Here is a 14,256-nt window from a genome sequence, read left to right as displayed (position 1 = left end):
GGCCGTTCCCTACAGCAGGTCCGTCGCCGCCCCCACGACGGCGTCCGCGTCCAGTCCGTGGTGGGCGTAGACCGATGCGAGATCACCGGACTGCCCGAACCGGGTCACGCCCAGGTGGGTCGCGGTCACCCGGTTGATCCCGGCCAGGAACGCCAGTGTGTGCGGGTGCCCGTCGAGCAGGGTGACCAGCGGCGCCGCCCGCCGCGCCGGGAACGCCGACTCCAGCACCCACGGCTCCGCCTGCGGCCGGGCCGGACGGCCCGCCCTGGCCTGCACGGCGTCGAACAGCAGCCCGGGTGAGGTCACGCAGACCACGTCCACCGCGTGGCCGAGCTCGGTGAGACGGTCCGCCGCGGTGAGCGCCTCGGTCAGCAACGGCCCCATCGCGGCGATCGTCAGGTCCGGTGCGGTGCGTGCACGACGCAGCGGGTAGGCCCCGGCGACGACCTGGCGGCGGCGCCGCTCGCGGGCCGCCGGGTCCGCCGGCACGGCGGCCAGCGACTGGTCCACCGGCCGGGTCGACAGCCGCAGGTAGGCCGACGTCCCGTCCGGGCGACCGAGCCGGGCCAGCGACGCCAGCAGCGTCCACTCGACGTCGATCGCGAACGCCGGCTCGTAGGTCACACAACCCGGCTGCTCCAACCCCACCGACGGGGTGGTGATCGACTGGTGGGCGCCGCCCTCCGGAGCGAGGGACACCCCGGACGGGGTCCCCACCAGGATCGACTGACCACCGGCGTAGATCCCGAACGACCACGGTTCCAGTGCCCGCTCGACGAACGGGTCGTAGAGCACCCCGATCGGCAGCACCGGACGGCCCCAACGCGACCAGGTGGCACCCAGCTCACCGAGCGCGCCGACCAGGTTCCCCTCGGCGATGCCCAGCTCGAGGTGCTGCCCGGTCGGGCGCTCGCGCCAGTGCAGGATCGTCTCCGGGTCGTCGTCGAACCAGTCCCGGCGCTCGTCGCTCGACCACACGCCGACCTTGTTCACCCAGCCGCCCAGGTTCGTCGAGGACGACACGTCCGGGCACAGCGTGACGACCCGCCCGGCTGCCTCGGGTGCCTCCCGGGTCAGGTCGAGCAGGGCCCGGCCGAGCGCGGCCTGGGTGGTGGCCCGCCCGGAGGGGGTGCGGCCGATGTCGGTCGGCAGCTCGGGCACCGGCTCCGGGACCGGGGCCTCGCGGTGCAGCCGCTGTGCGGTCCCGGTGCACAGCCGGCCGGCCGGGCTCGCCGGGTCGAACCGCTGCCACGGGTCGTCGACGTCGACGCCGACCGCGTCGGCCAGCTCGCGCATCTGCTCGGCGGACAGCAGCGAACCGTGGTTCTGCGGATGGCCTGCGGTCGCCAGACCGTGCCCCTTGACCGTGTAGGCGAGGATCACCGTGGGGCGGGTGTCGTCGATCGCCTCGAACGCCTCACCCAGTGCGGCCGGATCGTGCCCACCCAGGTTCCGGACGGCGGCGAGCAGCGTCGCGTCGTCGAGCCCGTCGATCAGTCCGGCGAGTCCCGCCTCGTCGGGCACACCGTCCGGGAGCCGTTTGCGGACCTCGGCGGCGTCGCAGCGCAGCAGCCGCTGGTACTCCGGGTTCGGCATGGCGTCGATACGTTCGCGCAGCGCCTCGCCGCCGGGCCGGGCGAACAGCTCGTGCAGCAGCCGTCCGTACTTCACGGTGAGCACCTGCCAGCCCGCGGCGCCGAACATGCCCTCGAGCCGGGGCGCGCCGATGTTGGGCACCACCCGGTCCAGGGACTGCCGGTTCAGGTCGACGACCCAGACGACCTCGCCGAGCTCGCCGACCATCGGGTCGAGGATCGCCTCCCAGACCGCGCCCTCGTCCAGCTCGGCGTCACCGACCAGGGAGTACTGCCGGCCCCGCCCCGCGCCGCCGAAGTGCGAGTCGACGTAGCGACGGGCCAGCGCACCCCAGATCGGGGCGGTCGCGCCGATGCCGACCGAGCCGGTCGAGTAGTCGACGGGATCGGGGTCCTTGGACCGCGACGGGTAGGACTGCAGACCGCCGAACGCGCGCAACGTCGGCAGGTACGCCTCGTCCAGCTCACCGAGCAGGTAGTTGATCGCGTGCAGCACCGGCGAGGCGTGCGGCTTCACCGAGACCCGGTCCTCGGCCCGCAGGTGTTCGAACCACAGCGTGGTCATGATCGTCACCATGGACGCCGACGACGCCTGGTGCCCGCCCACCTTCAGTCCGCTCGGATCGCCGCGCCGGTTGGCGGCGTCGATGATGGCGGTGGACAACCACAGCACCCGCTGCTCGATGTCGGCGATGGTCTCGCGGTCGGTGTTGCTCATCGGTGTCTTCAGCTCCCTCGCCGGCGTAGTGACCGTCGGCCACGCACGATGCGCCAGCAGCCCACCACTGCATCGACTGACTGCACAACTGTGACGTCGATCGATGAGCAGAATGCTCAAGCAAGCACTGGACAGGGTGGCCTCCGGGCGGCAGAGTGCGCATCGCGGGACGTTCCGGCAGGAGGGCAGCGCGATGAGCGACGGGACGCGGGCCGCCCGCAGCGACCTCGACGGGCACGACGCCCGCCTGCTGCTCGCACTCGCCGAGGACCCGCGGGCGACCGTGCTGGCCCTCGCCGAGCGGATCGGAATCTCCCGCAACACGGTGCAGGCGCGGCTCGCCAAGCTGGACCGGCTCGGTGCGCTCGACACCTTCGAACGCCGGGTCGACCCGGCCGCGCTGGGCTACCCGCTCACCGCTTTCGTGACCGTCCGGGTGGTGCAGCGCGAGCTGGCCGCGGTCGCCGCCGCGCTCGACCGCGTCCCCGAGGTGCTGGAAGTGCACGGCGTCTCCGGCGCCGAGGACCTGCTGGTGCACCTGGTGGCCCGCGACGCCGACGACCTCTACCGGATCGCCGGGCACCTGCTCGCGATCGACGGCGTGGAGCGGACCTCCACGTCGCTGGTCATGCGGTCGCTGGTCGAGTTCCGCACCGCCCCGCTGCTGCGACGGCTGATCGGGGAGGGCCGGTGAGCGGCTTCGATCCCGGCTTCCTGGGCGTACCGGCACCGATGCCGGTCGCGGCCCGCGACGTCGCGACGGTGCCGCTGGACTACACACACTTCTCCGTCCTGCACCGGCCGGACCGCAGGCTGGCCGCGGCGACCGCGGTGATGATCGACGGCGCGGCCCTGCGCCAGGTGCGGCGCTCCGACGACTGGCGGCTCGACGACCGGATCCCGGCCGCCGGCCAGGCCGGTCCGCAGATCTACACCGACAACGATCTCGACCGCGGGCACCTGGTCCGGCGCGCCGACCCGGCGTGGGGCGAGCCGTCGGTGGCGCAGCGGGCCAGCGACGACACGTTCCACTACACCAACGCCGCACCGCAGGCGTCGTCGTTCAACCAGGACCGCGAGCTGTGGCTCGGACTCGAGGACCACCTGCTCGACCATGCCGGTGACCACGACCGCAGGCTGGTGGTGTTCACCGGGCCGGTGCTCGCCGACGACGACCCGGAGTACCGCGGGCTGCGGATCCCGCGACTGTTCTGGAAGATCGGCGGATTCCGGACCGCCGGAGAGCTGGGCACCGCCGCCTTCCTGCTGGATCAGACCCCGCAGCTCGGTGACCTGCGCCGGCCCGTGCCGGGGGAACCGCCTCCGCTGGGCGGCTTCCGGACGTTCCAGGTGCCGGTCGCCCGGATCGCCGAGCTCACCGGTCTCGATCTGGGGCCGCTGACCGGTGCCGACCGGATGCCGGTGCCCGGCGCCGTCCGGATCACCGCGCACTCCCGCATCGCGCTCTGAGCGCCCCGGCTACCGTCGTCGCGTGCTCCCCTCGACCCAACGCACCCTGCTCGCCCGCGTCGCCCGTGCCCAGCGCGACGGCCGTGTCCCCTCGCTCGTCGCCGGTGTCGTCCGCGACGGCGCGCTGGCCTGGCACGCCGGCCGTGGGGCCTTCCCGGACGGTGTGGCGCACGACGACGTCCAGTACCGGATCGGCTCGATCACCAAGACGGTCTGCGCCGTGACCGTGCTGCGACTGCGCGACGAGGGCGTTCTCGATCTCGACGACCGTCTGGAGCAGCACCTGCCCGGCACGCCGCTCGGCGACCGGACGCTGGGCCAGCTGCTGTCGCACCTGGCCGGGGCCGGCTCGGAGAGCCCCGGGCAGTGGTGGGAGCGCGCGCCCGGCGGCACGCTCGACGAGCTGGGCCTCGGTGAGGCCGACCGGGTGCTGCCCGCGGCACGCCGGTTCCACTACTCCAACCTCGGGTTCGGCCTGCTCGGCGAGGTGGTCGCCCGGGCCCGCGGGCAGGCCTGGTCCGACGTCGCGCGCGAGGAGGTCCTGCTGCCGCTCGGGATGACCCGCACCTCGCCCCGGCCGCAGGCACCGGCGGCCCAGGGCCGCGCCGTGCACCCGTGGGCCGAGCTCACGCTGCCCGAGCCCGAGCACGACGCGGGGGTGATGGCCCCGGCCGGGCAGCTCTGGTGCACCGCCCGCGACCTGGCTCGGCTCGGCGCGTTCCTGCTCGGCGACACCAGCGGGGTGCTGGCGCCGTCCACGGTCGAGGAGATGACGCTGCCCGCGGGCATCGACTCGTCGTCCCCGGCGTGGGCGGGTTACGGGCTGGGCGTGCAGGTGTTGCGCGTCGAGGGCGGGGCGACGCTGGTCGGCCACGGCGGCTCCATGCCCGGGTTCCTGGCCGGGCTGTGGGTGGACCGCGAGGAGGGCGTCGGGGCGCTCGCGATGGGCAACACCACCTCCGGGCTGGACTCGGGCCTGGCCGCCGGACTGCTCGCCGACGTGAAGGCAGCCGAACCCCGGATCGTGGAGGCCTGGGCACCGGAACCCTCGCCCGTGGACCCGTCGCTGCTCGGGCCGTGGTTCTGGGGCCCGTCGCCGTACGCGCTGCGGGCGATCCCGGGCGGGATGCTGCACCTGGGCGGTCTCGGGCGCCCGGGGCGTTCCTCGCGGTTCCGGCCGGGCCCCGACGGCACCTGGATCGGCCTGGACGGCTACTTCGCCGGGGAGACGCTGCGCATCTCCGACGACCACCTGTGGCTGGCCACCTTCGTGTTCACCCGGACACCCTACGATCCGGCCGCGCCGGTGCCGGGCGGTGTCGACGACGCCGGATGGCGATAAACCCGAACAAATCGGACAAGTTATAACGATATCGCATTGAAACTGTTCGGCGCACCTCGCTGACCTGCACCGACGATTTCGGGTGACCGCCCCGGCACCACGGGAACGTCCCATTTTCCTACACTCCCCCGGCAAGGATGTGCACGGTCGTGCGTACTCGACCAGGGAGGGGGATGCGCCCCGAGGGGCGTGACCTGGAATGACACAGGTGGAGGGTCGGTCGCGCACCGACTGGACGATCTTCGGGATCGGCGCGGCACTCGCGCTGTTGTTCGTGGTCTGGGGGATCGTGTCCCCGGCGAGCCTCGGTTCGACCGCTCAGACGATGCTCGACGGACTGATGCGCGGCGGCGGATGGGGCTTCGTGCTCGCCGCGACCGCCTTCGTGGCGTTCGCGCTGTTCCTGGCGTTCAGCCGATTCGGGCGGATCAAGCTCGGCACCGACGTGGAGCAGCCCGAGTTCCGCACGGTGTCGTGGATCGCGATGATGTTCTCCGCCGGGATGGGCATCGGGTTGATGTTCTTCGGCGTGAACGAGCCGCTCTCGTTCTTCACGACCTCGACCCCGCCCGGTGCCGCGGAGCCCGGCACCACCGAGGCGATGCAGGTCGCGATGGCGACGTCACTGTTCCACTGGACACTGCACCCCTGGGCGATCTACGCCGTGGTCGGTCTCGCGATCGCGTACTCGACCTTCCGCAAGGGCCGGCGGCAGCTGATCAGCCAGGCCTTCGTCCCGCTGATCGGGCGCCGCGCCGCCGAGGGCCCGATCGGCAAGGCCATCGACATCCTGGCGATCTTCGCCACGCTCTTCGGGTCGGCCGCGTCGCTGGGCCTCGGCGCCTACCAGATCGGCGGCGGCATGCAGATCGTCGGCTGGTCCGACGGGCCGGTCGGCTCCGGCACGCTGGCCGCGATCATCGTCGTGCTGACCGCGGCCTTCGTGCTGTCCGCGGTCTCCGGCATCGCGCGCGGCATCCAGTGGCTGTCCAACACCAACATGATCCTGGCCGGCGTGCTGGCGCTGTTCGTGTTCGTCGTCGGCCCGACGGTGATCATCCTGGACCTGATCCCCACCTCGATCGGCGCCTACTTCTCGCAGTTCTTCGACATGGTCGGGCGCACCGAGGCGGTCGGCGGCGAGCCGATGCTCGAATGGCTGTCCAGCTGGACGATCTTCTACTGGGCGTGGTGGATCTCCTGGACCCCGTTCGTCGGGATGTTCCTGGCCCGGATCTCCCGCGGTCGCACCATCCGCGAGTTCGTCGGCGGCGTCATCCTGGCCCCGTCGCTGGTCTCACTGGTCTGGTTCTGCATCTTCGGCGGCACCGCGATCACCCAGGCCCAGCAGGGCGTGCAGTTCTCCGAGGACTCCAACGTCCAGCTGTTCCAGATGCTGGGCGCCTACCCCTGGGCCACGGCCACCGGCATCCTGGTGATGATCCTGGTCGGGATCTTCTTCGTCTCCGGCGCCGACGCCGCCTCGATCGTGATGGGGACCCTGTCCCAGCGCGGCACCATCGAACCCAGTCGCTGGGTCGTCATCTTCTGGGGCGCCGTGATGGGCGCCGTCGCCGTCCTGATGCTGCTGACCGGCGGTGAGGACGCGCTGGGCGGCATCCAGAACCTGACCATCCTGGTCGCCGCCCCGTTCGTGATCATCATGGTGCTGCTGTGTCTCGCGCTGTTCCGCGATCTGCGCCGGGACCCGGTGGTGCTGCGCGAGCTCAAGGGTGCCGAGGTGATCGAGCAGGCCGTGGACTGGGCCACCGACCGGCACGGCGACGACTTCTACGTCAAGGTCGGTGCCTTCCCGAAGGACCGCACCGACGAGGAGACGGCGCTCGACCGGTACCGCAACGGGCCCGGCACCGGGCCCGGTTACACGATGATCGAACCCGGTGAGGGGCCCGCCGACGGTGACGCCGGACGAAAGGGCAGCCCGGTCGGCGGCGACTGAGCGACCCGCCGACACCGCTCGGCGCACACGACGGCGGCCGGATACCCGAGGCGGGTGTCCGGCCGCTGTCGTCCGTGGGAAGGTCTGGGGACGGTCGCGGGAGGGGGAGCGATCGGATCGAGGGGGGAGAGTCCAGCGGCCCGGCGTGACCCACGCCGGGCGCGCTCGTTGCACCAGTTGCGACCCGGCGTGCGGGCCCCCGCGCGCGCCGCAGATCATCAGCGTGCGCTCAGCCGCACCCGGGGCGGATCACCGAGCCACCCCGGAACCGAACGGACGGAGGGACCTGACACAGTGGGCCGGATGCGTCTCGTGTTCACCCCCGGGGACGATCAGGGGTACGCCGAGGCCCGGAGCCGCCTGCTGGAGCAGTTCCTCGTGTGGGCCCGGCGGCACCGGGTCGAGGTCGACACCGCGCTCGTCGCTGCCGCCGTGGACTACAAGTACGCGCGCGACCGAAGGCTCGGCAGGTGGACCCGCGCACACATCGCCGACGCGCTCGGCATGTGGTTCCCGCGCAAGGTGACCGTCCTGGAGCCCGACGACGTCGCGCCCGCGTTCCACGCATTGATCGACTTCCTGGGCGACCACGACTGGTTCGACCCGCAGTCGTCGTCGATCGACGCATTGCACCGACAGGTCCTCGACTCCACGCCCGCGCTGCACGACGGGCTCGCCGACGAGCGCAACTACGATCTCGGCAAGTTCTGGGGTGTCCAGCTGCACCGCAACGGGATCGACCCGGCCGACCCGGTGGCCGTCCAGCGGTTCCTGGACCGGGCCGGGTCCGGTGAGGCAGACGTCGACCGGCACGCGCTCGCCGAGATCATGCGCCGGGAGGCCGAGCGCCCGGCGCGCGCCGAGTGGAGCCCGGAACTCCCGCCGGTGCCGATGCCGAGCGCCGCGGCGCTGGTGGAGGCCGCCGAGCGGTCCGAGGCGCTCGACCTGCTGCGGAAGCTGACCGTCTGGGTACGGGCGGGGCGCAGGCTGACCTCCGACGGCAGGCTCGGCCGGGCGGACGCACTCGATCTCGCCGCGCACCTGCAGCTCGACCACATCTACCGCGAGACCGCCCGCACCAGCGACGACCTGCCCGAGGTCTCGTTGCTGCTGCGGTGGGCCCGGGCCGCGCGGCTGGTGCGCGTCGTCCGGGGCAGGCTGCTTCCGGTGAAGAGCGCCGGGCCGTTGTTGAACCGGCCCATCGAGCTGTGGCGCAGGGTCTTCGAGTCGGTCGGCCGGCTCGGTGACAACCTGGGCGGCACGGACGTGTTCGGTGCCCCGTCGCTGTTCGGGATGTCGATGTCCGAGGCGTTTCCGATGCTCTGGGTCGGCCTCTACGCCACCGGCGGCGGGCCGGTCCCGCTGGAGCACTTCCACCGGCACGTCCGCGACACGGTCAACGAGGACGCGGGCTGCGTCGTGGACGACCTGGCGGGCGACGTCGAGCAGCGGCTCTGGCGTCGCGACGTCACCGCCCTGCTCGACGCCTGCGAGCTGCTCGGAGCCATCGAGCTGAGCGAGACCCTCGACGCCGACGAACTGGACGAGCTGTCCCAGGTCGCGCACCGCGACGACCCCGATCCCACGGTCGTCGCGCTGACCCCGATGGGCTTGTGGGCGGTGCACGAGTACCTGCTGGAACAGGGCATGCACGTGCCCGCGCCGGGCGAGCTGGCCGACGAGGACATCGAGTACCTGTGCGTGCGGATGGGCGGGGTGCGCGAGGAGATCGCCCGTGCCGAGGTCGTGCTGTGGGCGACATCGCGGGAACCCGGGGAGGCGGTCCGCGAGCTCGACCGGTTCCTGCGGCGCTGTGAGGTCCCCGCGCACCGGGCGCTGGCGTTGCACGCGCTCGGGGAGACCGGGGCCGCCGGCCGCGCGCTGGCCGCGCGGCACCGGCTGCACGTGGCCGAGCCAGGCCCGGCGATGCCGCCGCCCGGTTGGTCCGGACCGGCTCCGGCGCCGCGCGACCCGGGTGCGGCCCGCCCTGCCGCGGCGCCGCACCCCAGGACCCCGGTCCGGCGCAACCTCGAACCGGCGGGTTGAGGGCCGGCCCGCCCCGTCAGACCTCGAGGACGACCTTGCCGGTCACCACCCGGTCATCGATCCGGGACAGCGCGGCGCCGGCGTCGTCCAGGCCGAATCGCTCGCTGATCAGCGGGTCCAGCGCGCCGGAGCGCAGATGCGGGACCAGCGCATCCCATTCGTCGCGGACGAAACCGTCACGGGCCAGCGCGTAGGCGCCCCAGCCGACTCCGCGGACGTCGATGTTGTTCAGCAGCAGCCGGTTCACCTTCACGGTCGGGATGTCACCCGCGGTGAACCCGACGACCATCAGCCGGCCCAGCGGCGCGAGGCAGCGCAGCGAGTCGGTGAACCGGTCACCACCGACCGGGTCGACGACCATGTCGACGCCCGCACCGTCGGTGATCTCCTTGACCGCGTCCTTGAACCCGTCGACGCCGACCGTGTGCGCGGCACCGGCCCGCTTCGCCACCTCCGCCTTGGCCTCGGTGGAGGCGACGCCGATCACGGTCGCGCCGAGCGCGGCCGCGAGCTGGACGACGGCGGTGCCGACCCCACCGGCCGCACCCTGGACGAGCACCGTCTCCCCCGACTTCAACGAACCCCGGGTCTGCAGGGTGAAGTGCGCCGTCAGGTAGTTCATCGGCAGGCAGGCGCCCTCGGCGAAGCCGACCTCGTCGGGCAGCGGGAGCACGGTGGTCCCGGGGACCGAGACGGTCTCGGCGAACACGCCCGACATCGTGAAGGCGACGACCCGGTCGCCGGGGGCGAACCCGCTCCCCGGGTCCGCCTCGCGGACGGTGCCCGCACACTCGGAGCCGAGTGTGAACGGCGGGTCCGGCCGGTACTGGTACTGGCCCCGGGTGAGCAGGAGATCCGGGAAGTTGACCCCGGCGGCGGCGACGTCGATCAGTACCTCGCCGGCGCCGCGCGCCGGGGGCTCCACGTCGTTCACCCGGACCGCGGACGGCCCCTCCAGCTCGACGACCTGTACTGCACGCACGTGTTCTCCCCTGCTGTCGCTCGACGGCGGTGTCCCCACCATCGAACCACGCGTACCAGGGGCCGGTCTCAGATCGGTTGGGCGTCGCCGTAGCGCAGGGTGCGTGGCTCGCTCAGCGCGTCGCACAGCTCGGAGAGCCGGTGGTCGATGCGGTCCTGCACGCGTTCCAGCGCGTCGAGCTCCAGCATGAGGTCGAGCGCGTGGCCGGTGCTGTCCCCGGCCAGTGCCCGCTCCAGCTCGGCGCGACGTTCGGCGGTACGGCGCCGGCAGGCGTCGGCGGTCGCCTTGTGCGCGGCGAGCCGGGCACGGGCGGTGTCGGCGAGATCGGGACCACCGGAGACGGTGGCGACTCGTTCCTCCAGCAGGTGCGGGTTCACTGGACCCCCTGGTACGTCGGTGTGGTGGTGAACCGCGTCGGGTTCGAGAGCGGCCGTAGGGGTGACCGCCACCACACCCACGCTAGACGATCAGCGTGTGCTCCGCATCACATCGCGGGTCATCAGTCGCCACGGCGCGGGCGCGGGATCAGCTCCGTCGTGCCACGACGCCGCTCGGCGACCAGATCCGTGGTCAGGTGGAAGTGCCCACGCCGCGACCGGCGGCACAGATAGGCCCGCTGCGGCCGGCCGCCCAGGACCTCGAGCTCACGGGCCGCACACTCGGCAGCGTCCCGGTCCGGGTAGATGACCTTGCCGTCGCTTCCGGGAGCCGTCCCGGTGCCGAAGCGCTCCCGCTCCTCGATCTCCCGGCGACCGGGCCGGCAGACCTCCGGCCGCCCGGACCGCATCAGCCGGGCGTATCGAGCCAGCACCCTCCCCCGGCCGGCGTCCGCCACGCCACGACCGGACGGGAGGGTCTCCACCGAGCGCCGCGCAGCCGGGATCAGGCCCGGGTGCACCGCCGGGGTGCCGTCGAACTGTCCGTCCATGTCGCCTCCACGTCGCCGTCACTTGTGGATCGCTGGACTCATCCTGCCTCGTTACCGGCCCCCGTGGCGTCCCACGATCGTGTCATGCATCACCGACGATCCACCCGATTCGGTGACGGTGCGTGATGGACGGCCGCTGTCCGGCGCACCGGACCGGCCGCTCGTGGCAGCACCGGCGGGGTTGTCACACCACCGGGTACGGCTCGGTGCGGCGGACCGTACGCCCGTTCGTACGCACGTATCCTGATCCCTCCGACTCTTCCGTGACCTCACTCGACGGGGGAGCGGGGTGATGATCGGTCCGGGGGACGAGAGATGGCGGTTCAGCCCGATACAGGTGTCGGCGGCGGTGCGGCCGGGGGGCCGCGCTGGGACGAGGTGTTCACCCTCTCCGACCTCGGGAGCGGGGTGTTCGACGTCCGCTGGGACCTGCGTCCCCGGTTGCGCCGCTGGCTGGCCGCGCAGGATCTGCCGACCGCGTCCGGCCGGGAGGCCCATCGGCCCGCGATCGACGCCTGGGCGCTGCTCGACGGCGGGGTGATCGCGGTGTCCGCGGTGAGCCTGCCCGGCACCGGTGGCCCCGTCCCCGCGCCGGCGGCCCCGTTGCTCGGCCCGGGCATGCGGGTGATCGGCTACCGGACGCTGCGGCTGTTGATCGAGCGGCTGGGACTGCCCGGCCCCGCGCAGGCGCTGCCCGGGGAGCATCTCGACGTGCCCGGACTCGTCGCGGACCTGTTCGACGCCCGCCGGAACGACGCGGCGGCGCTCGAACAGGCCGAGCTGCTGGCGAGCTGCACCGACCGCTCGACCCTGCGTTGGGTGGTCGCCGCGCTGCGGGTCTGATCCGGAATCGCCCGGTGCGCTACGGGACGGTGCAACGCCAACTCGGAGGCTGCGGAGAGATCGACACTCCCCGCTCATGGCGTCGGCCGCAGCCCTGCACGACCCGGGGATCGACTGCACTGTTCCTGGTCAGGTCGCGGCGGTAGAGGCGGCTGCCGCGGGTCTCTCCGCTCCGGCCGCGTCGATCACTGCGGGCCAGGCCGACACGGCCGTCGCCGGAGCGGCCGCGGTGGCCGCGACCGCACTCGCGCTGCAGTCCGCGCTGACCTCCGACGCGCCACGCGACGGACTGGTGTGGGCCGCGGTCCGTGCCCGGGACGACCGACCGGCCATGGCCCAGCGGGCCGGGGCCGTGGCGAGGGCCGCCGAGGACCGGGTCGATGGCCACCGGACGAGGGCCCGGGAGCTGCGCACCCCGCCACCCGCGCCCATCAGCAGCGGTCCGCGATCCTCCACGGGAAGCACCGGCGGCCCCACGAGCGCGCCCCGGCAGTCGACGACCACCCGGCAACGACCCGTGCCCGTGCCCGCGCCGGCACCCGACACACGCGACTCCGGTGGTTCCGGTGGTCCGCCCGGATACACCGGTCCGCGCTGCTACGCGCCCGGTGGGCAGACCTGGAAGCCCTGCTGAAAACGACCCAAGCCCCCACCCCTACGGGTGGGCCCACCCCTCCCCTCTTCCTCGCATGGTGTGTGCACGGACACATCCAGCGGACGAGGAAAGGGACCGTCGATGACGACATCTCCAACCACCGATTCCGACACGACCACCGTCGAGCAGCTCGACGCCGTGGTCCTTGGCGCCGGCGTCGCCGGGCTCTACCAGCTGCACCAGCTGCGGGAACAGGGCCTGAACGTCCGCGCCTTCGACGCCGCGGGCGACGTCGGCGGCACCTGGTGGTGGAACCGCTACCCGGGTGCCCGGTTCGACTCCGAGGGCTACATCTACCAGTACCTGTTCGACGAGAAGCTCTACACCGACTGGAGCTGGAGCGAGAAGTTCCCCGGCCAGCCGGAGATCGAGCGGTGGCTGCACTACGTCACCGACCGACTCGACCTGCGCCGGCACATCACGTTCGACACGAGGATCACCAGCGCGCACTACGACGAGTCCCGTGGTCGCTGGACCGTCCGTACCGACGCCGGCCATGTCCTCGACACCCAGTTCTTCGTGTCCTGTGCGGGAATGCTGTCGGCGCCGTTGACCAACCAGTTCGAGGGGCAGGACTCGTTCTCCGGGCAGCTGGTCTACACCTCGTCGTACCCGGAGGGCGGGGTCGACGTCGCCGGGAAACGGGTCGGGGTGGTCGGGATCGGCGCGACCGGCATCCAGGTGATCCAGACGATCGCGCCGGACGTCGGGCACCTGACCGTGTTCGCCCGCACGCCGCAGTACGTGCTGCCGATGAAGAACCCGTCCTACACCGCGGCCGACCAGCAGGCCTACAAGGCCCGGTTCGCCGAGCTGAAGGCCACGATCCCGCACACCTTCACCGGTTTCGAGTACGACTTCGAACACGCCTGGGCCGACTGCACGCCCGAGCAGCGCCTCGAGATCCTGGAGAACGTCTACCAGGACGGGTCCCTGAAGCTGTGGCTCGCCGGGTTCGGGGAGATCTTCTTCTCCGAAGAGGTCTCCGAGGAGGTCTCGGAGTTCGTCCGCGGCAAGATGCGCGAACGTCTGCGCGACCAGAAGCTGATCGACGTCCTGGTGCCGACCGACTACGGCTTCGGCACCCACCGGGTGCCCCTGGAGAACGGCTACCTCGAGGTCTACCACCAGGACAACGTCGATCTGATCGGGGTGCGGGACAACCCGATCGCCCGGATCCGGCCGGAGGGTGTCGAGCTCACCGACGGCACCGTCGTCGAGCTGGACGTGATCATCCTGGCGACCGGTTTCGACGCCGGCACCGGCGCGCTCACCAGGATCGACATCCGCGGCCGGGACGGTCGGTCGCTGGCCGAGGAGTGGGGCCGCGACATCCGCACGACGATGGGTCTGGCCAAGCACGGCTACCCGAACCTGCTGACCACCGCCGCACCGCTGGCACCGTCGGCGGCGCTGTGCAACATGACGACCTGCCTGCAGCAGCAGACCGAGTGGATCACCCGAGCCATCCGGGACCTGCGGGTCGAGGGCAGGTCGACGATCGAGCCGACGCTCGAGGGCGAGGACGCCTGGGTCGCCCACCACGAGGAAGTCGCCGGCGCCACCATCGTCATGAACACCGAGTCCTGGTACCTGGGTTCGAACGTGCCCGGCAAGCCACGCCGGCTGCTGTCCTACATCGGCGGTGTCGGCACCTACCGCCAGCTCTGCGAGAAGGAGGCAGCGGAGGGCTACCCGGCCTTCGAACGCCGGTGAG

At 72.3% G+C, this 14,256-nt stretch carries 12 protein-coding genes; 8 read left to right on the top strand and 4 right to left on the bottom strand.

What is annotated here, in order from left to right; genetic code table 11:
• Nucleotides 1–9: 9 nt before the first annotated feature.
• Nucleotides 10–2,313 (bottom strand): pyruvate dehydrogenase, encoded by a 2,304-nt coding sequence (locus tag AB0J24_RS10070; RefSeq protein WP_358678360.1) that lies wholly within the window; start codon nucleotides 2,311–2,313, stop codon nucleotides 10–12.
• A gap of 193 nt (nucleotides 2,314–2,506) precedes the next feature.
• Between AB0J24_RS10070 and AB0J24_RS10065 the strand changes: the two genes are divergently transcribed.
• From AB0J24_RS10065 to AB0J24_RS10045, 5 genes are all read left to right on the top strand, one after another.
• Complete coding sequence (locus AB0J24_RS10065) at nucleotides 2,507–3,007, top strand: Lrp/AsnC family transcriptional regulator (RefSeq protein WP_358678358.1); 501 nt, start codon at nucleotides 2,507–2,509, stop codon at nucleotides 3,005–3,007.
• A complete protein-coding gene (locus AB0J24_RS10060) occupies nucleotides 3,004–3,783 on the top strand; it encodes a DNA/RNA non-specific endonuclease (RefSeq protein WP_358678355.1) in 780 nt (259 codons plus the stop codon). The genes AB0J24_RS10065 and AB0J24_RS10060 overlap by 4 nt, the downstream gene beginning before the upstream one ends.
• A gap of 22 nt (nucleotides 3,784–3,805) precedes the next feature.
• A complete protein-coding gene (locus tag AB0J24_RS10055) occupies nucleotides 3,806–5,125 on the top strand; it encodes a serine hydrolase domain-containing protein (protein ID WP_358678352.1) in 1,320 nt (439 codons plus the stop codon).
• A gap of 199 nt (nucleotides 5,126–5,324) precedes the next feature.
• Nucleotides 5,325–7,085 (top strand): BCCT family transporter, encoded by a 1,761-nt coding sequence (locus AB0J24_RS10050; RefSeq protein ID WP_358678350.1) that lies wholly within the window; start codon nucleotides 5,325–5,327, stop codon nucleotides 7,083–7,085.
• A 303-nt stretch (nucleotides 7,086–7,388) separates the two neighbouring features.
• Entirely contained in the window at nucleotides 7,389–9,131 is a 1,743-nt protein-coding gene (locus tag AB0J24_RS10045; RefSeq protein ID WP_358678347.1) for a hypothetical protein, read from the top strand.
• A 16-nt stretch (nucleotides 9,132–9,147) separates the two neighbouring features.
• On the opposite strand, the gene AB0J24_RS10040 is transcribed toward AB0J24_RS10045, so the two are convergent.
• The 3 genes from AB0J24_RS10040 to AB0J24_RS10030 form a co-directional block, all read right to left on the bottom strand.
• Nucleotides 9,148–10,113 (bottom strand): NADPH:quinone oxidoreductase family protein, encoded by a 966-nt coding sequence (locus AB0J24_RS10040; protein WP_358678344.1) that lies wholly within the window; start codon nucleotides 10,111–10,113, stop codon nucleotides 9,148–9,150.
• Between the two features lie 68 nt (nucleotides 10,114–10,181).
• The gene (locus AB0J24_RS10035; protein WP_358678341.1) at nucleotides 10,182–10,490 is read right to left on the bottom strand and encodes a hypothetical protein; all 309 of its coding nucleotides are present in this window, start codon (nucleotides 10,488–10,490) and stop codon (nucleotides 10,182–10,184) included.
• Nucleotides 10,491–10,612: 122 nt separating this feature from the next.
• Nucleotides 10,613–11,041 carry a hypothetical protein gene (locus AB0J24_RS10030; protein ID WP_358678339.1) on the bottom strand — a complete coding sequence of 143 codons (429 nt, stop codon included), beginning with the start codon at nucleotides 11,039–11,041 and terminating at the stop codon, nucleotides 10,613–10,615.
• A gap of 315 nt (nucleotides 11,042–11,356) precedes the next feature.
• On the opposite strand from AB0J24_RS10030, the gene AB0J24_RS10025 reads away from it, so the two are divergent.
• The 3 genes from AB0J24_RS10025 to AB0J24_RS10015 all read left to right on the top strand — a co-directional run bounded on the left by AB0J24_RS10025 (nucleotide 11,357) and on the right by AB0J24_RS10015 (nucleotide 14,255).
• Nucleotides 11,357–11,884: a hypothetical protein gene (locus AB0J24_RS10025; RefSeq protein ID WP_358678336.1), complete on the top strand. Its 528-nt coding sequence runs from the start codon at nucleotides 11,357–11,359 to the stop codon at nucleotides 11,882–11,884.
• A 76-nt stretch (nucleotides 11,885–11,960) separates the two neighbouring features.
• Nucleotides 11,961–12,518 carry a hypothetical protein gene (locus AB0J24_RS10020; RefSeq protein ID WP_358678333.1) on the top strand — a complete coding sequence of 186 codons (558 nt, stop codon included), beginning with the start codon at nucleotides 11,961–11,963 and terminating at the stop codon, nucleotides 12,516–12,518.
• A 102-nt stretch (nucleotides 12,519–12,620) separates the two neighbouring features.
• Nucleotides 12,621–14,255, top strand: coding sequence for an NAD(P)/FAD-dependent oxidoreductase (locus AB0J24_RS10015; protein ID WP_358678331.1), 1,635 nt, complete (start codon nucleotides 12,621–12,623; stop codon nucleotides 14,253–14,255).
• Nucleotide 14,256: the final 1 nt, after the last annotated feature.

The sequence above is a fragment of the Pseudonocardia sp. NPDC049635 genome (genome assembly GCF_040659795.1).
Taxonomy (GTDB): domain Bacteria; phylum Actinomycetota; class Actinomycetes; order Mycobacteriales; family Pseudonocardiaceae; genus Pseudonocardia.
Note: the sequence above shows the minus strand (reverse complement) of the source record. Positions and strands in the feature narration are given on the sequence as shown.

Excerpts from the sequence above, each read along its gene's own strand:
- AB0J24_RS10020 (WP_358678333.1), top strand. The coding sequence starts at position 11,961 with ATGGCGTCGGCCGCAGCCCTGCACGACCCGGGGATCGACTGCACTGTT.
- AB0J24_RS10025 (WP_358678336.1), top strand. The coding sequence starts at position 11,357 with ATGGCGGTTCAGCCCGATACAGGTGTCGGCGGCGGTGCGGCCGGGGGG.
- AB0J24_RS10030 (WP_358678339.1), bottom strand. The coding sequence starts at position 11,041 with ATGGACGGACAGTTCGACGGCACCCCGGCGGTGCACCCGGGCCTGATC.
- AB0J24_RS10070 (WP_358678360.1), bottom strand. The coding sequence starts at position 2,313 with ATGAGCAACACCGACCGCGAGACCATCGCCGACATCGAGCAGCGGGTG.
- AB0J24_RS10065 (WP_358678358.1), top strand. The coding sequence starts at position 2,507 with ATGAGCGACGGGACGCGGGCCGCCCGCAGCGACCTCGACGGGCACGAC.
- AB0J24_RS10050 (WP_358678350.1), top strand. The coding sequence starts at position 5,325 with ATGACACAGGTGGAGGGTCGGTCGCGCACCGACTGGACGATCTTCGGG.
- AB0J24_RS10015 (WP_358678331.1), top strand. The coding sequence starts at position 12,621 with ATGACGACATCTCCAACCACCGATTCCGACACGACCACCGTCGAGCAG.
- AB0J24_RS10045 (WP_358678347.1), top strand. The coding sequence starts at position 7,389 with ATGCGTCTCGTGTTCACCCCCGGGGACGATCAGGGGTACGCCGAGGCC.